The following is a 21,558-nucleotide window of genomic DNA, read 5'->3' on the forward strand; positions in this document are numbered from 1 at the left end:
GTCACTAACAGTTGGCATTTTGTAAATCTGCCGTTAACCTGATTACGGATTTCCCTTCTGTAACCACAATGGAACCTCGTCATGTTTGAGAACATTACCGCCGCCCCTGCCGACCCTATTCTGGGCCTGGCCGATCTGTTTCGTGTCGATGACCGTCCCGGAAAAATTAACCTTGGTATCGGCGTTTATAAAGATGAGACAGGCAAAACGCCGGTGTTAACCAGCGTTAAAAAAGCCGAACAGTATTTACTGGAAAATGAAACCACCAAAAACTATCTCGGTATTGATGGTATTCCAGAATTCGGCCGTTGCACGCAGGAATTACTGTTTGGCAAAGGTAGCGCGCTGATCAATGACAAACGCGCTCGCACCGCGCAAACGCCAGGCGGTACTGGCGCGCTCCGTGTTGCCGCGGACTTCCTGGCAAAAAATACGGCGGTAAAACGCGTGTGGGTAAGTAATCCAAGCTGGCCAAACCATAAGGGCGTATTTAATTCCGCCGGTCTGGAAGTGTGCGAATACGCTTATTACGATGCAGAAAATCACGCGCTTGATTTCGATGCCTTGCTGGCAAGCCTCAATAACGCGCAGGCTGGTGACGTCGTTCTGTTCCATGGCTGCTGCCATAACCCAACCGGTATCGATCCTACGCTGGAACAGTGGCAAACGCTGGCTCAGCTTTCTGTCGAAAAGGGCTGGCTGCCGCTGTTTGACTTCGCCTATCAGGGTTTTGCTCGCGGTCTGGAAGAGGACGCGGAAGGTCTGCGTGCGTTCGCAGCGCTGCATAAAGAGCTGATCGTCGCCAGTTCCTACTCTAAAAACTTTGGCCTGTATAACGAGCGTGTCGGTGCCTGTACGCTGGTTGCCGCAGATGCGGAAACCGTTGACCGCGCATTCAGCCAGATGAAATCCGCCATTCGCGCCAACTACTCTAACCCTCCGGCACACGGCGCATCCGTTGTAGCGACTATCCTGAGCAACGATGCCCTGCGTGCTATCTGGGAACAGGAACTGACCGATATGCGCCAGCGTATTCAGCGCATGCGTCTGTTGTTCGTCAATACGTTGCAGGAAAAAGGCGCAGATCGCGATTTCAGCTTTATCACCAAACAGAATGGCATGTTCTCATTCAGCGGCCTGACGAAAGAGCAGGTACTGCGTCTGCGTGAAGAGTTTGGCGTATATGCGGTGGCTTCTGGTCGCGTCAACGTGGCTGGAATGACGCCGGATAACATGGCTCCGCTGTGCGAAGCCATTGTCGCCGTACTGTAAGTATCATAGCGCCAGGTAGTGCCTGGCGCTTACCCGGCCTACAGTGGTTTCCCATTGCAGACCGGACAAGAATTACCAGACCGGCATTTCATCTTGCAGGAACGGGTTATGCAGCCGCTCATGGCCAAGCGTCGACATCGGCCCATGACCCGAAATAAACGTCACATCATCGCCCAACGGCAATAATTTACGCTTGATCGAATCAATCAGCTGAGCGTGATCGCCACGCGGGAAATCGCTGCGCCCAACGCCGCCTTTGAAGATCACGTCACCGGAAATCAGTAGCCGTGAAGACTCATCAAAGAAGACGATATGGCCCGGCGTATGCCCAGGACAATGCAACACCTGTAAAGTCACATTCCCCACGCTAATACGATCTCCCTCATTCAGCCAACGGTCAGGCGTCAGCGGCTGACACTCTTCCAGACCAAACATGCGACTTTGCGCCGGTAAACCCTGTAGCCAGAACTCATCTTCTTTTTCCGGGCCGATCACTGGCACGCCATAATGCTTCGCCAGTTCCGCCGCCGCGCCAACATGATCGAGATGACCGTGCGTAAGCAGGATCTGCATCAACGTCACGCCGCTGGCGTCCACTTCCTGTTTGATGGTCTGTGCGTCGCCGCCGGGATCGACCAGCGCGGCCAGACGGGTTTGCTCACACCAGATCAATGAACAGTTCTGGGAGAATGCGGTGACCGGAATAATACGATAGTTCATACTGCTCCTGTTTCGTTAAGTCTGCGGATCACCAGTGCCGTGCCGGCCCGGTGTCAATATGCACAAAGTTACTGCGTGGGTAGTATCCTACACCACCTGCGCGCATAGATAACGCAGCTTTGCGAATATTACTTAACGAAACGCCTTCAATATGGAAATCCATCGCCTGCCCTTTCGTGTGGTAGCTTTTTTTCGCCACTCCACGACTGTGCGCACGCAGTTCGTTATTGGTATCCAGTGAGCGGTAACCCGAGATGAGCTGTACGGGCTTACGGGTGCCTAAAAGGCCTTGCAGGCGGAAGAGCTGGTCGAACAATCCTGGGTCGATGGCTTTCACTTTATTCGCGCGAAAATCACGGAAAAAATGGTTTAGTTTTGCTAATTCATCCTGAATATAGGCTCTTCCGTCGAAAAACTCCGCTTTAATTGACTCTCCGGTATGGAGGTTGTTCAGTGTCAAAATACGCGGACGTGGGGTGGAGAGTGTGGCAAATGCTGGCGTAGGCAAGATGGCGGCTCCGAGAGCAACGCCACCAAACGCCAGCAACTTGCGGCGATTAGCGTCAAATTTGTCCATGATAATCAGGTCTACAGGTAAATGTTTTCGTTAATATGCACTTCTGGCGCACGAGGGGCACCTTAACTGGCAAAAAAGCCGACGTCAAGGTGGCCCATCCCCAGCAACGGCGGGGCTTGCAGCGAATCAGCCCTGCCGATGACCAATATTACGACAACAGATTTATCAGAACTTCTTCATTTACCTGATTAATTGTTCTGCTTTTGACACAATTTGTGCGCTGGATCGCGCAGTCAGATCATAATTGTAAATATCTGTACGATACTGAGTGCGTCCGTCTGCTCCCACAAACGCCGTCAGGTAATAAAGATTCACCGGAATATTCTGACGGATGTTGACGTACCGGGTATCACCTTGCTTCAGCGCATCCGAAATCCGCGTATCGTTCCAGCCTGCATCCTGAAGCAGCATATTTGCCAGCTCAGAGGCCTTATTCACACGCACGCAGCCGGAGCTGAGCGCTCGCGTATCTTTCTGGAACAGATTGTGATTCGGCGTATCGTGCAGATAAATCGCGTCTGAACTTGGCATATTAAATTTGTAACGCCCCAGAGAGTTGTGCGCGCCCGGCGCCTGCTGGAAGCGGAACGGCAGGTTCGATGGCGTAATGGTCGACCAGTCCACCTGCCACGGGTTAATCGTCTCTTTGCTGTTCCAGCCGCGCATAACGGTATAACCGTGGCGTTCCAGATACCCCGGATCATTCCAGACTTTGGGCAGAATATCTTTTCGGGCCAGCGTTGGCGGCACATTCCAGGGCGGATTCACCACCACGTTATTAAGCGCGCTGCTCATCATTGGCGTTTTCCGATCGGGGCGGCCAACAATCACCCGGGAAGCCAACACCTGGTTGCCGTTCTGGTAATAAACCAGCGAATAGGCCGGAATATTGACCATAATGCCCGTTGATAATTCTCCTGGCAGTAAACGCAAACGCTGAATATTCAGCGCCAGCACCCCCGCACGTTGCGCAGGCGTCACATTCAACCATTCGCGCGTCGCCGGGCCGACAGCGCCATCCGCTCCCAGTCCTTGCCAGGTCTGAAAACGTTTCACCGCATCAACAAGCTCACGATCATAAGCCGCACGGACTGCCGGAGCGGGTTGGCTGCGCTGAGTGGATTGCCGGGCGACAGGTTTCACGGCGGCAGGCTCCACTGCGACGGCGGAAGGGCTGACAACCACATCGGCCGCCACGTCATCCCCCGGGAGCGCTATCTTAGGCCCGCCTTCCAGCATACCGGTGCGCTGTAAAATCTCACGCAGCGCAGGCACATCATTGCTCCACTGACCAGGACGCAACGTCGCGGTACTGGTCAACTGCGGCCAGGGACGAGCGTCGCTAACCAGCTTTTTCAGTGAATCATGCAGCGCGGCGTATTGCGGATGCTGTGGCGCAAGGCTGGCGACAAACGTCATCAGTTGACCGTTGTCCAGCGCAACCTGCCACTGGTTGATCACCGAAAGCGGCGGTGTTGCCAGCGCATAAGGTTTGTCGCTGTACAGCCAGCGCGTCCCTTTTACGGGAATATTGGCGATGAAATGGAGATAGCCCATCATGGCGTCGGATAAAACAGCATCTCGCGCCAGACCGGTGACTGACGGGTCGGTCAGCAGCGCGACCCAGGTGGTGAATTGCGGCTGGAACCCGGCGATGGCCACTTCCGCCAGCTGCTGCTGAAACGCTTTCACCGCATCGCGATTTTCCCACATTGGTTGCATATCGCGGGCGGCATACAGCAGTTCCAGTTGATTCAGATAAACCGGCGTATAACCAGAAGGAAGTTGCGATTGTAATTCAGCCCGGGCTTTCTCCGCAGAGATCCCCTCCGGCAGCGGCTGAATCCCCGCCATTACCGCTGTCGCAGGCGATTGCGCTTGCGGCTGTGACAACGCGGTAGGCTGTTCGCTGACGGTCGCTGAGCTGTCGCCAGGAATCATTTCAGGCTCATCGGCCTGCACACTGAACAGTGGAGCAAATGTTACGGCCAGGCATAAACTGATTGCCGACAGCCGACGACTACAAATTTTGTTAAGCAACATCCCTTGCCCCCTGTTTCTTTATCATACTTTGAATAGCCAGGTTGCCCGCTCACATTGGGTAAAAACCTGAAAACGCCAATACCTTCTGAAGTATGACGAGCAAGCCTGCTTACTCGTCAGGCTTACCTTCAGTATATAAACATCAAAAAGGTTTTGCCTAACCTAATGTAAAGAAGTTTAAAGAAAAAGCACCTGGTGTAAGGTGCTTTTCAGACTTCTATTGATCGATTTTATGATGAAAAAAGACGGCGCGAAGGCCGTCTTCATCTTACTTACCCGGCGGCCTGCGACGAGGCATCTTCGGTGCCAGTGCCAGGTAGGGTCTCCGGCAGTTGTGGGGCGAAGCCACGCAGTCCGACCACATGAACGTGTTCGGTATTGTGGAAAACCTTACGCACCAGCTTATAGGTGGTGCCTTTCTCAGGGCTGATGTTTTCCGGCGCTGCGATGATAAGCTGCATTTGCAGACGTTCGCACAGTTCGAACAGCGTCGCGATGGAACGCGCATCCAGACGCGCAGCCTCATCAAGGAACAGCAGGCGGCATGGGGAGATATCTTTTCCGCGCAAGCGGCGGCCTTCGTCTTCCCAGCTTTGCACTACCATCACCAGAATGGACATCCCGGTACCAATCGCTTCACCGGTAGACAGCGCGCCGGACTCCGCACGCAGCCAGCCGTCTGAACCGCGGTTGACCTCGACTTCCATCTCCAGATAGTTACGGTAATCCAGCAGCTCCTCGCCAATGGTCTGCGGCGTACGCTGCCCCATATCAATCTGCGGATTCAGGCGCTGATACAGCTTCGCCAGCGCTTCAGAGAAGGTCAGGCGGTTGCTGTTAAACAGATCCTGATGCTGCTCATGCTGTTCGGAAAGAACATCCAGCAAGGTCGCATGCGTTTCCCGCACGTTGACGTTGAGACGCACGCTGTTCACCTGACCAAATGAGACGTTTTGCAGTCCCTGGTTCAGCATACGAATACGATTTTGTTCGCGCTGAATCGTCTTACGAATAATGTTCGCCACGCTGCGCGAGCTGATCGCCAGCTTCTGTTCGCGGGAGGTCAACTCTTCCGTCAGGCGACTCAACTCAATTTCCATCTGTTCGATGGCCTCAACCGGGTCATCGGTACGGATGATATCCTGGCGAATACGCTCCCGCAGATGCTGGTAAACCGCCACGAAGAACTGGATCTTACGTTCCGGTCGTTTTGGATCTTCCGACATACGTAATACATCACGCAGGTGTTCGTTATCCGCCACCGCCAGACGCAACGCACCCAACGCCTTATCCGACATGGAGCGAAGTTCATCTGCCGACAGATAAGCCAACTCGCGACGATGTAAACGGCGCTCTACCCCGTTATCTTTCACCATCCGCATCACCGCGCACCACCCGGCTTTCGCGGTGACCACCTGCTCGCGCATTTCATGATAATCGCGTTCCAGTTTGCGCAGTCTGCGGGTCAGGTTATCCATCTCCGCTTCACAGAAGGTCAGCGCTTTTTCCAGCTGGTTACGACGTGAGCGGTTATTGCTCAGTTGCGTATGCAGTTCGTCACGGCGGATACGCGCGCGCTCTTCCGAACCGCTGTCGGCACGCACGCCGATATCCTGTAATTCACGTTGCAGGTCGCCCAGCAGCTCTTTCTTGGTGTCATACGAGCTTTTCAGTGAGGCCAGAACCTGATTGTACTGGCTGAGTTGCGCGGCATGACCGCGTAACGCTTCACGGGCACGGGTACGCTCGGCTTCCGCCTGTTCCAGACGCTGACGCAGTTTTTCGTTCAGATCGCTGTTGCCGCTCAGCATTTCGGCCGAGTCGGAATAGCTGAAGTGCGCCCGACGCTGTACGACCTCGGTCAGCGCAAAAGCCTGCTGACGCGCATCCCGCTGCGTTTGCTGGGAGTATGCGTAATCTTCTTTCAGTTGCTCAAACTGTTCGGGATCGTTTTGCAGAACCGAGACGATCGGCTCCAGTTTGGCTAACTGATTACCGTGTTGCTGTATAAAACGCGCCGCTTCCTGCGCATCATCCAGACGTTCCTGAATTTCATCCACGCGGTCAGCCAGCGTGTCGTCCGCCAGCAGGTTCAGGCGCGGCAGTAAGCGGTTCAGAGCGGAGACGCCCTCTTTCGCCTGTTCAAACTGAATACGCTGCTGCTGGTTGTCGTTTTCATGCGTAGCCAGCGCGCGTTCCAGTTCAACGCGACGGCCATTCAATTGGCGAATTTCCGCTTCCGGGTCGGCCTCAAACGCGACCGCCAGATGGCTGCCGATAAAACGACTGAACGCCTGATGCAGACGCTGAGTTTTCTGCACGTCGAAGGACAACGTCGCAAAGCGTTCAGACAGCCCTTCGCGCTCAGCATGCAGACTTTCAATACGGTTTTCACGCGCGGCGCGACCAAAGATCGGCACCGTCGGGAAACGGGAATAACGCCACTGACGCTCGGCGGTTTTCACCACCACCGCGTTTTCCAGCTCATCAACGCTGAAGACGCTGTCATCGAACGACTGCGGGTCCCCTTCGATGAAATAGAGATCTTCCGGGCAATCCGTCAGCCCTTCAAGCTGTTCGGCGATCAGCGACAGATCCGGCACCACGATAGCATGACGGGACGGGCCGTACAGCGCGGAGAAGTACGGCGCGTCTTCGAAGCTGACGTCATCATAGATTTCCGACAGCAACACGCCGCCAAAACGCTCCGCCAGCGCGTTCAGACGCGAGTCTTCCGAGCCACCCGGCTGGCTTAAGCGTTCAATCTCTTCGTCAACCGCGTTCTTACGCGCGCCAACTTCGTCACGCTCTACAATCGCTTCACGCTCGCGCTCCAGCAACTGTTGCAGATACTCGGTTACCTCCTGGCTGGAGGTAAACTCTTCGCCGCTCTGTTCGCACAGCTGATTCAGACTGTTTTGCGCCGCCAGCCAGATCGGGGCGCGCTGCATTAAGTGCTGAATGCGGGACTGGAGTTGCTCCTGCTCCTGACGCAGCGTCATACGCTGTTCATGGGCGTTAGAAACGCTATCCGACAGGGCGGCGATGCGGGCTTCCAGCTCCTGGTGCAGCGCTTCCAGCTCATCAATGTCGAAATGTTTGCCCTGACGTTTACAGAATTCCGCCAGCAGGCGTTCAGCTTCCTGCTGTTCGCGCAAGCGCTGTTCCAGTTCACTCAGACGCATACGCAGCGGCTGAACCTGCTCCGCCAGGTGACGCTGTTCCACACCTTCGCGCAGCAGGTCGCGCGCCACACTCCAGGCTTCATTACGCGCCAGCGGGCCATTAATGGCGGCCACCAGCTGATATGCCTGTTCAAACTGACTGTGCGCGGTTTGCGCCACGCTCATTTTCTGTTCCAGCGAAAGCAGTTTTTCCGTTGCTTCCTGCTCTTTCGCCTGGAACGTTTCCAGCCATTCTGCGGCGCTGTCCGCCGTCAGGTCAGGCAGATGACAAAGCGCTTTGGCGCGGTCGAGCGCCTGGATCGCCTGGTTGTACTGAATCGCGCGCGTCTGCTGCACATCCAGCGCCTGCTGATAGTCCGCCAGTTGGCTTTTCAGTTCATCCACTTCCAGCTCGGCGGCTTCCGCACGGGCTTCGTTCTCTTCCTGCATGTCGGCGGCTTCAGCCACCACTTCATTTTGCTCTTCGAGACGAATTTGCAGCTCATCGAGATCCGCTTCGTAGCGCTCGATCTTCTCCTGCTGGCGCAGCGCGGTCTGCACAAGGTTCAGGTGGTCGCTGGCGGCCTGGTAATCCGCTTCCAGATCCCCTTCCGCACCGTTGTGCTCGCCCAGTTCACGCGCCATGTCGACGTGTTTGTACTGTTCCGCCGCCAGTTGCTTACGCGATGTGTACAGCTCGCGACGAAACTCCAGCGCTTTATCCAGATGAACCCGGCGTTCGTTGGCGTGGCGCATGTAGTCCGCCGCCACGTAGTTAGTGGCTTCGCTAATCAAATGCTTGAACAGGTCACGATCCGACTGGGTTACGCGGATCGCTTCCAGCGTCATACGGTTTTCACGCAGCGCGGCTTCCATATCCTGGAACGCTTTACGCACGCCGCTATTTTCCGGCAGCAGGTAGTCACGCAGGGAACGGGTAATCGCGCTGGAGATCCCGCCGTACAGCGAGGCTTCAATCAGACGATAGAACTTGCTGCGATCGGACGCAGAACGCAGACGGCGGGCAATGATGCCCAGATCGAACATCAGCGAGTGATAATCGGTGATCGAGTTAAACTGCTTAAACTGCACGCCTTCCATCGCATCGAGCTTCTCTTTCAGCTCCGCGAGGGTCAACACGCGCGCCTGGCGCTCGTTCAGCGTTTCGGTCACCAGCTGCGTCGGCTGCACCGACATCGGCAAGCCCTGAATGGCAAACGGTTTGATATCAACTTTGCGATCGCGTCCGGCGACCTGCTGCAAACGTACGCCCACCACAACACGCTGATGGCGGGAATTGAGGACGTCGAGCATGGAATAACAGACGCCCGCTTTCAGCTTACCGTGCAGGCCTTTATCGCGCGATCCGCTGGTGGCCCCGGCTTCCGTGGTGTTACGGAAATGCAGTAAGGTTAAGTCCGGGATCAGCGCCGTGACGAACGCCGCCATCGTGGTGGATTTACCGGCGCCGTTCCCGCCGGACAGCGTGGTGACCAGCTCATCGAGGTCAAAGGTGCGGGCAAAAAAGCCGTTCCAGTTAATCAGCGTTAGTGAGCGAAATTTACCGCGTTCAATCATTATTCTTCCTCTCCACTGTCCGGCTGATTCTCTTCGGTCTCATCGTTGAGTTGCAGGTGATTTTCAACCGGCATGGCTTCCCCATCGCGGATTAAGCGACGCTGCGCTTCACGCGGATCGTCACCGGTACGCACATCCGCGCCAAAGCGGAACACCGATTCCGTGATGCGGAATTTGCTGCTGTCATGGCCCATAAACCACACCATCCCTAAGCGACGCAGACGGTTTAACGACGAGCGCACCTTCTCCTGTAGTTTCTGACGATCCACGTCAGACCCCGTTGAGCGGTTGTTGACCAGTTTCAGCAATTTGGCTTCGTCTGTCAGGGCGAGCAGCTCATCGTACAGTTCCTGCTGGGTAAAAATCCCCTCATTTGCCAACCGCTCCGGGCTGAGATAGAGGTAACAGAGGATTTTACCCACCATCATGTCCAGTTCAGACAAGACGGAGCGCGGGATAATCGTCGTGGAACGCGGGCGCAGGTAGAAAAAACCCTCCGGCGCGCGAATCAGTTCGACGTTATAGCGACTGTAAAACTCTTCCAGATACTCCTGGAAATCCATCAGGAAGGCATGATTATCCAGCTCATCCAGACCGATATGTCTGCCGGAGCGTAATGCGCTATCCAGCGCCGGAAATAACGGGTTTGCCAGCGCCTGCGCCAGCTTAACCGGCATCACTTGTTCAATATTTGTCAATGACATGCGCCTGTACCTTGGCTCCGTAATCATTAATCGGCTGCCATTTGGCTGGCAGTCCGGTGAAGTCTGCTTGCGCTACGCCAAGACGTACCGCCTGATCGATAACAATACGCGCCACGTCGAAGTGACGCGCTCGTGGGTATTGCGCCAGATATTCGCGCACTACCAGGCCGAGATCCAGTGGGGCTTGTCTGGATTTATAGATAGCCAGCTGTTCTTCGATGATCGCCGCCAGTTGTTCGCGGATCTCGTTAAATTCTTCATATTCCAGGTCCGGCGGCAGTTCGCCGGTCACCTCTTCATCGCGCAGCGCCATCTCTTCATCGCGCATATCCAGCAGACGATCGGCGTTGGCATAGGTCAGCGCCCACGGCTCATCAAAATAGCTCTGGATGGACTGGCGCAGTCGCTGGGCAAAGACGCGGTTTTTATCCATATCAATCGCGGTACGGATAAATTTGTGTACGTGTCGGTCATAGCCAATCCACAGGTCGATGGATTGCTGACCCCAGCTAATAATGCGGTCGAGTTTGCTTTGCAGATCGAACACCAGACGATCCACAAAATGCAGGTCGTCATGCGCCATCGTGGCGTCCTGGATGCGTAACAGATTAGCCTGTAATTTATCGCCAGCCGCTTCAAGCGTATCCTGCAACTCACGCAGCGTGCCGGATGTTTCAGAAAGCAGCAGTTCGCAACTCGAAATCGCCGCGCGCCAGTCTTTGTTCAGCAACTGCGCAATGTCGTCTTTTACCTGCTGCTGCTGCTCATCCATGATGCGCTGGGTCAGGTCGATGCTGTCGAAAATTTCCGCGACCGAATATTTCAGCGGCGCATAAACGTTGCGATGCCAGTGAAACTCGTCGCCGCCCTCATCTGCCGCATCCGCCGCCCGCTTCAGTTCACCCGCGACAATGGATAGCTGCATGGAGAGGCGCAGCGTGGAAAACTCACGCTGGCGGATGTAGTAATCGGTAATGCCAATCCCGAGCGGCGTCAGGCGATAAATGGCGTTGCCTTCCGCTTGCTCGCTGGTAAAGCGGTTCAGCAGACGTTGACGTACCATATCGTTGATCGCGTTGTTGGCGCGCACGCCGATGGTTTCGCTGGTTTGCTCAAACGCATCACTGACATGGCGGAACGCATCCACCAGTTCGCCTTCACTCATCTCCCCGTCCAGGCGCTCGCCGTTCAGCGTGGCTACCGCCAGCAGGAACGAAAGTCGGTCTACCGGCAGAGAGATGGAAAAGTCATTTTTTCTGGCCCAGGCAACCAGTTCGGGGACTGTCTGGGAAAATTCACTCATAAGTTATCCTTGCATCTGCGGTTTGCGCGCGGTGACATGAATGTAGCGGCCGAGGCTAATATACGGCTCCTGGCGGCAATAACGCGTTTCTAATTCAACTAACATCTCATAGCAGTCACGCTGTTGATGCTTCTCACGCAGATAATCATGAAATACGCGTACGCCGGTCTTACCGGTAATCTGCCAGCCAATATCTTCCAGCCACTGATAAACCTGCTCGGGTTTACGTGGATAGTCTGGCGAAAGCGTACGCTTTTTGCGTTTTGGCATCCCCACCTGCACATAGTCAAAGTTCCCTGCCACCATGTTATGCATCAACAGGCCGTTAGCATTGTAGAACATTAACGACAGTGCTCCGCCGGGGCGCAAAACTGACCAAAGCGCCTCTAACACGCCGACCGGTTCCGCCACCCACTCCAGCACAGCATGAAACAATATCAGATCAGCGGAGGTTTCCAAATGCGAAGCGACATCCTGAACGGCGCATTGTATAAAATGCATGTTTCCGCTCACACCTTTTGCTTCTGCCGCCTGCTGCGCACGCGCGATCATCTCGCCGGACAGATCGCACAATGTAACCTGATGCCCACGCTCCGCCATTTTGATGGCCGTTTGCCCCTCTCCGCCGCCAGCATCCAGGATGTGCAGTTTTTGCTCGCCGAATTCCGCCAGCAACCGATCAAGATCCTGCCACAGAATCGCCTGTCGCAGCTGTCCTTTGGTGGTTCCGTAGATGTTACGGGAAAACTTTTCAGCAATGTCATCAAAATTGCGGTCCCGCATCGGACTCTCCACAGGCTGGCTCAGGTGTGCTTTTAAAAAGAAGCTATTTTGTCATAGTCGCGGCGATATTTAACCTGTCTGGTGTAATATCCCTGCTGATCCCCTGCTGTATGGTCAAAAAAGGAACCAAAAAGGATGCTTTTTACTCTGAAGAAAGTGACTGGCGGTCTGTTGCTGCCGCTTCCCTTTATGCTGCTCATCATGGGCGTGGGGCTGGCGCTGGTATGGTTTAGCCACTTTCAGAAAACCGGGAAGGCGTTTATCAGCCTGGGATGGCTGGCAATATTTCTGTTAAGCCTGCAACCTGTTGCTGACCGTTTACTCAAACCGATTGAAGACAGTTACCCCACCTGGCAGGGAACGCAAAAAGTAGACTATATCGTGGTGCTGGGCGGCGGCTACACCTGGAACCCCCAGTGGGCGCCCAGTTCGAATCTGATCAATAACAGCCTCCCACGTCTGAACGAAGGCGTACGCCTCTGGCTGGCCAATCCGGGATCGAAACTGATCTTTACGGGCGCGGCGGCAAAAACCAATCGCGTGAGTACGGCAGAAGCGGGCGCAAGAGTGGCACAATCGCTGGGTGTGCCGCGCAGCGATATCATCACGCTGGATCAGCCAAAAGATACCGAAGAAGAGGCGGAAGCGGTGAAACAGGCCATCGGCGATGCCCCTTTCCTGCTGGTCACTTCCGCCTCCCACTTACCGCGCGCCATGATCTTCTTCCAGCATGTTGGGTTACATCCGCTGCCTGCGCCAGCCAATCAACTGGCGATAGATTCACCGTTAAATCCGTGGGAGCGAGCAATTCCCTCCCCGGTATGGTTGATGCATAGCGATCGCGTCGGTTATGAAACGCTGGGGCGCATCTGGCAGTGGCTGAAAGGCGCGTCAGGCGAGCCAGGGCAGCAGTGATTTTGTCGCGAGGTCAAAGTTGGAGCGGCTAAAACGCCCGGTATTGACCAGCTGCGCGACTTCGTCCCATAACACATAAAGCCAACGCCGCCAGATGAACGATTCCGCCACTGGCGCGTGTTGCAGATAATGCCAGAGCAACCCTTCCGCCAGCGCATTGTCCATCAGCCGGAACAGTTCATACTCTCGTGGCGCCCACAGCATAACGCCAGGCCCCACCATCGCCAGAAGCTGATCGCTGCGGGCGTCTTTCAGCATACTGCGCAGGCTAAAATTGCCGTGGATGAGCACGCAATTATCATTAAATCCTTCAAACAGCGCAGGCAGGCACTCCCGGGTACGAAACAGAATGCGTTTATCCTGCATGGTTAACCCGGTGTTGTTGAACTGGTTTAACGTCGTCCATAGCACTTCAACACGCTGGCGATACCAGGACGGCCAGATATTTTCCTGCGTATGATCCACCGCGCCCACGCAACCCCGGCTGTCCTGCCGATGCCAGGCTAACAACCCTTCTACAATCTGATCCTTCAACTGCTCCCAGCGCTCAGGCGTGCGGGCGGGCGCTTCCACAGAGACGCCACGCAGACGCTCCAGCAGCAGGACATCAGGCCCGGGGTGTTCCTCATGCGTCATCACGCCATAGACAACCGGCATGCGTACCGTGCCGCTACGCGCCAGCATGGTCGTTTTCCATGCCAGTTGCTGCGCCACGCCAGGGGTCGTAAAACTTCTCGCCATTAGCGGCATCGGGTTTCCCTGACTGTCGTACAGCGACCACAAGGCCGTATCCGCCTTTTCACTCACGCACTCTATACGGCTGAGTTTTTCGCCCAGCAGATGACTCAGTTCGGCTCGCAGCTGTTCCATTTCAGATTGCCCTCATAAACGCCACTGCTTTTATAATGAGCGCCGTATGGACAGATGTCACCCGGATGAGATCAATTGATGAAAAGAAAAATGAAGGGAAAATCGTAACGATACGACACTCCTCCCATTTGTGAGAGGAGTGCGATAGCGGATATCAGCGCATTTCGGCGCGAACGCGCTCAAGATCTTCGGCTGTATCAACGCCCGTTCCCGGGACTTCTTTGGCGACGGCAACATGGATTTTTTCGCCATACCACAGCACACGAAGCTGCTCCAGCATCTCAATATGCTCAAGCGGGCTGGGCTGCCAGTTCACGTAGCGGCGAATAAACCCGGCGCGATAGCCGTAAATTCCCAGATGGCGCAGGAACGTGTCGCCCACGGTCTCAAGGCTTTTCGCAAAACGATCGCGATCCCAGGGGATCGTCGCACGCGAGAAATAAAGCGCATAGCCTTCAGCGTCCAGCACAACTTTCACTGCATTAGGATTAAAGGCTTCTTCAGCACCGTGAATCGGCGCCGCCAGCGTCGCCATACCAACCTGGCGCTGCGCCAGGTTTTCCGCCACCTGACGAATAATCACCGCCGGGATCATCGGCTCATCACCCTGTACGTTCACAATAACGGTATCGTCGCTAAAACCGCATTTTTCAACGACTTCCGCCAGACGCTCCGTCCCGGACTGATGGTCAGCGCGCGTCATGCAAACTTCTCCACCCGCCGCTTCTACCGCGCGAGCGACATCTTCATGGTCCGTCGCGACAATAATGCGTTCAGCGCCAGATTCGCGCGCGCGTTCCAGAACATGCACGATCATCGGTTTGCCGTTGATATCCAGTAAAGGCTTACCGGGCAGACGCGTGGACGAAAAACGAGCGGGAATAATGACCACAAAACTCATGATTTACTCTCATCAGCAGTAATGGAACGCGCTTCCGTTTCCAGCAATACCGGAATGCCATCGCGCAATGGGAAAGCCAGGTTATCCAGTTTGCAAATCAGTTCTTGTTTTTCCTGGTTATACCAGAGTTTGCCGTTGCATACCGGGCAGGCAATGATTTCAAGTAGACGATGATCCATAGTTCCTCCAGATGGACCGGATTGTGAATCCATCAATATTAACATAATCGTTTATGAGACCGCGTCTATTTCCCAGCCATGACGATTTTCTGCAAACAAGCCGGATGGGCAGCTCCCTAGCGTGACGCGACTGGCCTGTTGCCAGCGAGCGAACGCATTAATCGCCTGTAACAACCCTTTTTGCAGCGTCGGGCCCGGTTTAACCCCCTCCTGCAACCAGAGCGATATGACTTCCAGTACGCCCGTTTTGCGATGCATTTTGGCATCCATGCGCCCAACCAACTGCCCCCGATACAGCAGCGGCAAAACAAAATAGCCGTACTGGCGTTTAGGCGCCGGGGTATAGCACTCCAGGCGGTAGCTAAAATCGAACAACTGCTCTGCCCGTTTCCGGTCCCAGACGACGGGATCAAAAGGGGATAAAACCGCGCTATGCGTAGCGGTGAGCTTATTGTTCAGCGCCTGCTCCAGTAGCGGCAACAGATCGGCGTGTAGCCACATTGCCCCCAGCCTGTCGGCCTGAACGGGAACCAGTTGCCCTTGTTCAACGCGGATATCACGCCACGTTTTCACTTCAGGTCGCCGCAGGCGATAGTAATCCGCCAGCCACTGCTCGCGAAAAATCCCCAGACTGCGCGCGCTATTATCCAGCATGGCGATTTCTGCTTCTGCCTGCGACAGTAAATCGCGTTTATCGTCCCAGTGCGGCATCACGCGTTGCGTCAGGTCATACACGCGCTGAAAGTTGCGCCGTTCTACAACCATGACTTTCCCGGCAGTGAACAATCCTTCAAGATGGCGCTTATGCGGCTTCCATTCCCACCATCCACTGGCGCCTTTGCGTGGATGCGCAAAATCCGCTGAGCGCACAGGGCCGTTATGATGAATATGCTGGATCAACTGCGCGATCTCATCGGCATGTTCCTGCATCCACGATGCTTTGTACTTCCAGCCCATCTTCTCAGGCGCCAGCATACGGTGACGAATTAGCGTAAAGTCGCTACGCGGTAAGAAACAGGCCTCATGCGCCCAGTATTCCATGAGTTCGCCACGCGACAACGAGTCGTCCAGCCACTGTTGCGGGTAGTGGCCCAGACGGCTAAACAGCACCAGATAGGGGCTGCGCGCCACAACGTTGATCGTATCGATTTGCAATAAAGACATGCGCGAAATCGTCGCGAGAATATCCGCAGGCAATGCCTGACGGCGGGGCTTTTTCAGCAAACCTTGCGCAGCAAGATGGAGATGACGAACATCCGTAAGAGAGAGATGCGGCAACGACATGTATAACTCCGGGAATCGTTCGCTGCCGCCACATCAATTTGTGCTAGCGAGCCAGCGAGATGAGTTGTTCAAGCAGTGCGTCAGGTTGTTCACCCGACAAACGCGCGTCTACAGGTAAATACCACCAGTTGTCCTCGGCAAATCCCCGGCATTTAACGGCATCTTTTTCCGTCATGACCAGCGTTTGCCCGTCGGTTACTAACGCCTTCACATCGTTAAAGGCGAGAGACTGATGATCGGCCAACGGAACGCATTTCTGTAGCGATGCCCCACACGCTTCGAGCGTAGCAAAGAAACGTGGAGGATGGCCAATCCCCGCCATCGCGACAATGTTGCTTAACTCCGCGACATGACGGCGCTCACCGGTGCATAAATTGACCGCCAGCCCTGGCGCCAGCTGCATCGGAATTTCTCCTGGTCTGGCAACGCCGCCGTTGACGATCACCGCATCTACCGATTTAAGTCGGCTGGCGCGCTCACGCATCGGCCCTGCGGGCAGCCACCAGCCATTGCCAAACCGGCGCACGCCGTCGATGACAACGATTTCAATATCGCGCGCCAGACGATAATGCTGTAGCCCGTCATCCGTTACGATAATTTGTACATCGTGACGCGCGAGAATCGCTTTTACTGCGTCTGAGCGAACCGGCGAGACAGCAACAGGCGCGCCGGTTCGTTGATAGATCAGTACCGGCTCATCGCCCGCTTCCGCAGAGGACGTTTGTGGAGTAAGCAACAGCGGATAAGACGCCGCTTTACCGCCATACCCCCGCGAAACAACCCCTACGCGAATGCCGCGCTGTTGCAGTTGCTCGACCAGCCAGATAACGACCGGCGTTTTTCCGTTGCCCCCCGCCGTAAGGTTACCGACGACAACAACTGGCACCGGCGCACGCCAGGCGCGTTTAATTCCCAGCCGGTAGCACAAGCGAATCCCCCCACTCACCAGGCCATACAGCCAGGAGAGTGGGAGCAACAGACGCCACAGGGGCGATTCACCAGACCAGATGCGGGCGATCATTGGCCAAATTGCATTTTATGCAGTTGCGAATACACACCGCGCTGCTCCAGCAATTCGCGATGGGTTCCACGCTCAACAATAATCCCGTCTTCCACCACGACAATTTCATCAGCTTGTTCAATCGTTGAGAGGCGGTGCGCGATAACCAGCGAAGTACGGTTTTTCTGCAACTCATCCAGCGCGGACTGAATCGCGCGTTCGGATTCGGTGTCCAGCGCAGAAGTGGCTTCATCCAGAATCAGGATTGGGCTGTCACGCAGCAACGCACGGGCAATCGCGATACGCTGACGCTGACCACCGGAAAGCAGTACGCCGTTCTCGCCGATAACCGTATCCAGACCGTCATCCATCTTGCTGATAAAGTCCATGGCATACGCCATACGCGCCGCTTCTTCAATTTGCTCGCGGCTGTACTCTTCAGTACGCGCATAGGCGATGTTGTTCGCAACCGTATCGTTAAACAGGTGCACATTCTGCGAAACCAGCGCGACCTGATTACGCAATGAAGACAGGGTATATTCACGCAGATCGTGTCCATCCATCAGGATATTCCCTTCATTGATGTCGTAGAAGCGCGTGATCAGACTGGCAATGGTTGATTTACCTGAACCGGAACGCCCGACCAGTGCAACCGTCTTACCCGCCGGAATATGCAGATTGATATTGCGCAGCGCAGGCGTTTCACGCCCCGGATAGGTAAAGGTCACATTGCGGAATTCCAGATCGCCCGTCGAACGTTCAATTACGCGTTTGCCTTCGTCTTTCTCTTGCTCGCTATCCAGAATAGCAAACAGCGTCTGGCATGCCGCCATACCACGCTGGAACTGCGCATTGACGTTGGTCAGCGATTTCAGAGGACGCATCAGGGCAATCATTGATGAGAATACGACGGTAATCGTACCCGCAGTCAGGCTGTCCATTACGCTCGGGAAGCTAGCCGCATAGAGAACAAAGGCCAGCGCCAGAGACGCGATCAGCTGAATGATCGGATCAGAGATGGATGATGCAGACACCATTTTCATCCCTTGCAGACGCATTTTATTGCTGACTTTGTCAAAACGCTTCGTTTCAACTTCCTGACCGCCAAAGATAAGCACTTCTTTGTGGCCTTTCAGCATCTGCTCTGCACTGGTGGTCACCTGCCCCATCGTGTTCTGCATGTTTTTACTGATGCTACGAAAACGCTTCGATACCACGCGAATCGCAATAGACACAACAGGCGCCAAAATGACCAGAATGATCGACAGTTGCCAGCTGTTATAGAACATCATGATAAACAAAGCGATGATCGATGCACCTTCACGCACGACCGTAATCAACGCCCCGGAAGACGATGACGCAACCTGTTCTGAGTCATAGGTAATACGAGAAAGCAGTGTCCCCGTTGATTGTTTATCAAAGAATGCAACAGGCATCCCCATCATATGACCAAACAGACGACGGCGCATGGTCATCACCACTTTGCCCGATACCCATGAAATACAGTAGCTGGAAATATAGCTGGTGATACCACGTAATATCATCAGGCCAATAACCACCAGCGGCATCCAAAGCAGCACCGATCGATCTGTTTTACCAAAACCATCGTCCAGCAATGGTTTGAGGAGCGATAACATAAAAGCATCGCTGGCCGCATTGAGGATCAACGCGACACCCGCCACGATCAGCCCAGTTTTGAAAGGCGCAATGGTAGGCCACAGTCGGCGGAACGTCTGCCACGTAGAGAGATCTTTATCGTTATGCATTCAAAAAACCAGCATTTGTTGAAATAGCCGCATATTCTACCCGTTATCCTCTGACACGCCAAACCACTGATGATACCAACGAGGTAAAATTTGCTCCCGTAAACCTCGTATGCGCCAGCCTTGCGGGGAAAAATCCACCGAAATTTGCCCCTGATGCGGGGTATCCAGCCACTGATAACCTTGCTGTTGATAGCGCTGTTTTACCTTCCAGGAAGGCAGACGCCAGGCGTTGTAGCGCGATGCCGACGCCAGCGCGGCCAGGCCCTCAACCCGTTGAATTAACGCTAATGACGACGATGTATTACTGCCATGATGCGGAACCTGAATGATTGTCGCCTGCAAATGACGCCAATAACGACTTAGCATTTTTTGTTCAGCCGGAGATTCAATATCGCCCGTCAGCAAAATACTCTGCTTTCCGTCATCCACTTTAACCACGCAGGAATGGTTGTTGCCCTTTTCCCTGTTTCCTTTAATCGGCCAGTGTGCGCTGAAGGATAGCCCCTGCCACGTCCACTGCTCCGCACGAAAGCACGGCAGATGGCCCTTCCAGCCTAATGGGCTTCGTATCCAGAGCGAAGGCCACGTCTTCTGTAATGATGACAGGCCACCCCGATGATCCAGATGTTCATGGCTCAGGATAATCCCCTCAGGTTCCAGATTGTGCCAGCGTAGCCAGGGAATGATGAGCTGCTGTGCGCTATCGCCATCCGGCCAGGCGCGTCCCGTATCATAAAGTATCGCTTTCCCATTATGCGCGATAACCATCGCCAGCCCCTGTCCGACATCCAGCATATGAACCTGCCACGCCTCCGTGCGCGGCGTACGCCATAACGGCCAGCTCAACAGCAACACGCCAGACAAACAGATCACCGGGTAAGTTCGCCAGGCATTCAATCGCCATGCCATAAGCGTTAACCAGGGAGCCAAAGACAGGTATTGCCAGCGATAATCAATATTAATCCACCCTTCCGGCAGACTTTTCAGCGCCCGGAACAACACGTCCAGAGAGGCGTCAGCCAGCGCCCAGAGGCCTTCTTCAGCCATCAGCGGACCGGTCAAATGGCCGATCATTCCCGCCAGTATCAGTGGTACAGAGATAAATGTAACCAAAGGAACAGCAAACAGATTCGCCAGAAAAGAGGTCACACTTACGCCATGAAAAAGCGCTATTTGCACAGGTAAGAGCAGAAGCGTAATGCCCAACTGTAAGTGAACGAGATCCAACACGACTTTCCCTGCCCGAGGCAACGCCCAGGCCGGTACAGGAAACCACTGATACCAGAAAATAAGCGCAGCGACAGCAAAGGCCGAAAGCCACAGACTTTGCGACAGAACAGCAATCGGATCGGCAATCACTATTGCCGCCAGACAGCAGAACCAGACCTCCCAACCGCTCCATTGTCGACCGCTCAGCTTCAGTAACCCCCACACTACCAGCGCCATAACCGTACGTAACGCGGGTGGTTGTAACCCCGTGAGCCAGGCGTAAAACGTCGCGCACACAATCCCTCCCACTAACGGCGTTTGCCAGTGAATCCAGCGGGTGGGAAGTAAAAATTGCGCGCCACGAATCAATCCTCCCGCCAGCAGTGCGGCAAAGGCGATATGCAACCCTGAAATGGCCATCAGGTGCGCCGTACCAGTATCACGCATAATATTTTTGACTTCTTGCGATACTGATAAACGCTCGCCCATGCCTAATGCCAGGATAACCTGCTGCCAGGGGTAGTGCGCCAGCGTGGTATTGAGGGAAGCAAGATAACGCGCGCGTAAACTACATGACGATTCGATGACCGTCGCATGCAGAAACCGGCCGCTCAGAGGCTGATGTTGCGCGAGCGCATAACGCTGGCTATCAAATCCCCCCTCATTAAGCTGACCATGCACGGCACGGACTTTTAGTTTCATCGCCCAACGTTGACCTGCACACAGTTCGCCGGGCAAATATTGCCCATAAAGAACAACGCCCACCGAGGGAAACAGGCGTTTCCCCTGTACATGGGTAATTTGCCCGTAATGTGTGGTGGCATGATCGGTCGCCGTAATTTGCACCACGGCTTCTTGTGTTGCGCCAGGCAAGGTATTACCCGGCCAGACAGCTTGCTTTGCAGCAAGTATTCCCCAGAGAAAAAACAGCAGGGTCAAGCTGGCGTACTGCGTATATTTATATGGAACAAAGGACAGCGCGCAGGCAAAACAAAATATGCCAATGAGACACAACGAACCGGGAAGTACAGGTAAGAATATTAGCGGAAGAATTCCGCATAATGCACACACGCTGACCGTTGTTATTTTCATAGACACCTCCCTGTTACAGGAAGTGTGCAGATTTAGCTAACGTTTGTCTGGCGACAATTTGTGGTTATTCAGCGCAAATTCCGTGGTTTTCGCGTTGGGAATGCAAGATGCACATAAAAATGCGAGAGGCTTTCCAGTTACGCCTACGAGAACGCATCTGTAGATCTGATGAGTGTAGCGCCATCAGGCGCTGCTTTG

Annotated in this window: 16 protein-coding genes; 2 read left to right on the forward strand and 14 right to left on the reverse strand. The window is 54.6% G+C overall.

Annotation, left to right across the window (positions count from 1 at the left end; genetic code table 11):
- The first annotated feature begins 81 nt into the window (after positions 1-81).
- A complete protein-coding gene (gene aspC / locus OGW17_RS11235; RefSeq protein WP_047457753.1) occupies positions 82-1,272 on the forward strand; it encodes an aspartate transaminase in 1,191 nt (396 codons plus the stop codon).
- A gap of 72 nt (positions 1,273-1,344) precedes the next feature.
- Here the strand turns inward: aspC and OGW17_RS11240 are convergent, their stop codons facing one another.
- From OGW17_RS11240 to cmoM, 7 genes are all read right to left on the reverse strand, one after another.
- Positions 1,345-1,992: an MBL fold metallo-hydrolase gene (locus tag OGW17_RS11240; RefSeq protein ID WP_012132997.1), complete on the reverse strand. Its 648-nt coding sequence runs from the start codon at positions 1,990-1,992 to the stop codon at positions 1,345-1,347.
- A gap of 28 nt (positions 1,993-2,020) precedes the next feature.
- Positions 2,021-2,569, reverse strand: coding sequence for a peptidoglycan L,D-endopeptidase MepK (gene mepK / locus OGW17_RS11245; protein ID WP_012132998.1), 549 nt, complete (start codon positions 2,567-2,569; stop codon positions 2,021-2,023).
- 180 nt (positions 2,570-2,749) lie between these two features.
- On the reverse strand, positions 2,750-4,612 hold the full coding sequence (gene ldtD, locus OGW17_RS11250) for a L,D-transpeptidase (protein WP_071258280.1): 1,863 nt from the start codon (positions 4,610-4,612) through the stop codon (positions 2,750-2,752).
- Positions 4,613-4,884: 272 nt separating this feature from the next.
- On the reverse strand, positions 4,885-9,354 hold the full coding sequence (gene mukB, locus OGW17_RS11255; protein ID WP_071258283.1) for a chromosome partition protein MukB: 4,470 nt from the start codon (positions 9,352-9,354) through the stop codon (positions 4,885-4,887).
- Positions 9,354-10,058 (reverse strand): chromosome partition protein MukE, encoded by a 705-nt coding sequence (mukE, locus tag OGW17_RS11260; RefSeq protein ID WP_024130476.1) that lies wholly within the window; start codon positions 10,056-10,058, stop codon positions 9,354-9,356. Before mukE ends, mukB begins: the two co-directional genes overlap by 1 nt.
- Entirely contained in the window at positions 10,039-11,361 is a 1,323-nt protein-coding gene (mukF, locus tag OGW17_RS11265; RefSeq protein ID WP_058668967.1) for a chromosome partition protein MukF, read from the reverse strand. Before mukF ends, mukE begins: the two co-directional genes overlap by 20 nt.
- Positions 11,362-11,364: 3 nt before the next feature.
- Positions 11,365-12,144: a tRNA uridine 5-oxyacetic acid(34) methyltransferase CmoM gene (cmoM, locus tag OGW17_RS11270; RefSeq protein ID WP_071258284.1), complete on the reverse strand. Its 780-nt coding sequence runs from the start codon at positions 12,142-12,144 to the stop codon at positions 11,365-11,367.
- Positions 12,145-12,279: 135 nt separating this feature from the next.
- On the opposite strand from cmoM, the gene elyC reads away from it, so the two are divergent.
- The gene (elyC, locus tag OGW17_RS11275; RefSeq protein ID WP_071258287.1) at positions 12,280-13,059 is read left to right on the forward strand and encodes an envelope biogenesis factor ElyC; all 780 of its coding nucleotides are present in this window, start codon (positions 12,280-12,282) and stop codon (positions 13,057-13,059) included.
- Here elyC and OGW17_RS11280 read toward each other — a convergent pair.
- The 7 genes from OGW17_RS11280 to OGW17_RS11310 form a co-directional block, all read right to left on the reverse strand.
- Positions 13,036-13,929 (reverse strand): YcbJ family phosphotransferase, encoded by an 894-nt coding sequence (locus tag OGW17_RS11280; protein WP_012133006.1) that lies wholly within the window; start codon positions 13,927-13,929, stop codon positions 13,036-13,038. The two genes, elyC and OGW17_RS11280, sit on opposite strands and share 24 nt — an antisense overlap.
- A gap of 154 nt (positions 13,930-14,083) precedes the next feature.
- Complete coding sequence (gene kdsB / locus OGW17_RS11285) at positions 14,084-14,830, reverse strand: 3-deoxy-manno-octulosonate cytidylyltransferase (protein ID WP_012133008.1); 747 nt, start codon at positions 14,828-14,830, stop codon at positions 14,084-14,086.
- Positions 14,827-15,009 (reverse strand): protein YcaR, encoded by a 183-nt coding sequence (gene ycaR / locus OGW17_RS11290; protein WP_012133009.1) that lies wholly within the window; start codon positions 15,007-15,009, stop codon positions 14,827-14,829. The genes kdsB and ycaR overlap by 4 nt, the downstream gene beginning before the upstream one ends.
- 51 nt (positions 15,010-15,060) lie before the next feature.
- Positions 15,061-16,293 carry a winged helix-turn-helix domain-containing protein gene (locus tag OGW17_RS11295; RefSeq protein WP_071258289.1) on the reverse strand — a complete coding sequence of 411 codons (1,233 nt, stop codon included), beginning with the start codon at positions 16,291-16,293 and terminating at the stop codon, positions 15,061-15,063.
- Positions 16,294-16,336: 43 nt separating this feature from the next.
- The gene (lpxK, locus tag OGW17_RS11300) at positions 16,337-17,314 is read right to left on the reverse strand and encodes a tetraacyldisaccharide 4'-kinase (protein ID WP_012133011.1); all 978 of its coding nucleotides are present in this window, start codon (positions 17,312-17,314) and stop codon (positions 16,337-16,339) included.
- Entirely contained in the window at positions 17,311-19,059 is a 1,749-nt protein-coding gene (gene msbA / locus OGW17_RS11305) for a lipid A ABC transporter ATP-binding protein/permease MsbA (RefSeq protein ID WP_012133012.1), read from the reverse strand. Before msbA ends, lpxK begins: the two co-directional genes overlap by 4 nt.
- 36 nt (positions 19,060-19,095) lie before the next feature.
- Entirely contained in the window at positions 19,096-21,360 is a 2,265-nt protein-coding gene (locus OGW17_RS11310; protein ID WP_286452195.1) for a ComEC family protein, read from the reverse strand.
- Positions 21,361-21,558: the final 198 nt, after the last annotated feature.

Origin of the sequence: Citrobacter sp. CK181 (genome assembly GCF_030333595.1) — a bacterium.
Classification (GTDB): domain Bacteria; phylum Pseudomonadota; class Gammaproteobacteria; order Enterobacterales; family Enterobacteriaceae; genus Citrobacter_B; species Citrobacter_B koseri.

Bases quoted from the DNA above. Each gene is read 5' to 3' on its own strand.
- aspC (WP_047457753.1), top strand. From the start codon at position 82: ATGTTTGAGAACATTACCGCCGCCCCTGCCGACCCTATTCTGGGCCTG.
- OGW17_RS11240 (WP_012132997.1), bottom strand. From the start codon at position 1,992: ATGAACTATCGTATTATTCCGGTCACCGCATTCTCCCAGAACTGTTCA.
- mepK (WP_012132998.1), bottom strand. From the start codon at position 2,569: ATGGACAAATTTGACGCTAATCGCCGCAAGTTGCTGGCGTTTGGTGGC.
- ldtD (WP_071258280.1), bottom strand. From the start codon at position 4,612: ATGTTGCTTAACAAAATTTGTAGTCGTCGGCTGTCGGCAATCAGTTTA.
- mukB (WP_071258283.1), bottom strand. From the start codon at position 9,354: ATGATTGAACGCGGTAAATTTCGCTCACTAACGCTGATTAACTGGAAC.
- mukE (WP_024130476.1), bottom strand. From the start codon at position 10,058: ATGTCATTGACAAATATTGAACAAGTGATGCCGGTTAAGCTGGCGCAG.
- mukF (WP_058668967.1), bottom strand. From the start codon at position 11,361: ATGAGTGAATTTTCCCAGACAGTCCCCGAACTGGTTGCCTGGGCCAGA.
- cmoM (WP_071258284.1), bottom strand. From the start codon at position 12,144: ATGCGGGACCGCAATTTTGATGACATTGCTGAAAAGTTTTCCCGTAAC.
- elyC (WP_071258287.1), top strand. From the start codon at position 12,280: ATGCTTTTTACTCTGAAGAAAGTGACTGGCGGTCTGTTGCTGCCGCTT.
- OGW17_RS11280 (WP_012133006.1), bottom strand. From the start codon at position 13,929: ATGGAACAGCTGCGAGCCGAACTGAGTCATCTGCTGGGCGAAAAACTC.
- kdsB (WP_012133008.1), bottom strand. From the start codon at position 14,830: ATGAGTTTTGTGGTCATTATTCCCGCTCGTTTTTCGTCCACGCGTCTG.
- ycaR (WP_012133009.1), bottom strand. From the start codon at position 15,009: ATGGATCATCGTCTACTTGAAATCATTGCCTGCCCGGTATGCAACGGC.
- OGW17_RS11295 (WP_071258289.1), bottom strand. From the start codon at position 16,293: ATGTCGTTGCCGCATCTCTCTCTTACGGATGTTCGTCATCTCCATCTT.
- lpxK (WP_012133011.1), bottom strand. From the start codon at position 17,314: ATGATCGCCCGCATCTGGTCTGGTGAATCGCCCCTGTGGCGTCTGTTG.
- msbA (WP_012133012.1), bottom strand. From the start codon at position 19,059: ATGCATAACGATAAAGATCTCTCTACGTGGCAGACGTTCCGCCGACTG.
- OGW17_RS11310 (WP_286452195.1), bottom strand. From the start codon at position 21,360: ATGAAAATAACAACGGTCAGCGTGTGTGCATTATGCGGAATTCTTCCG.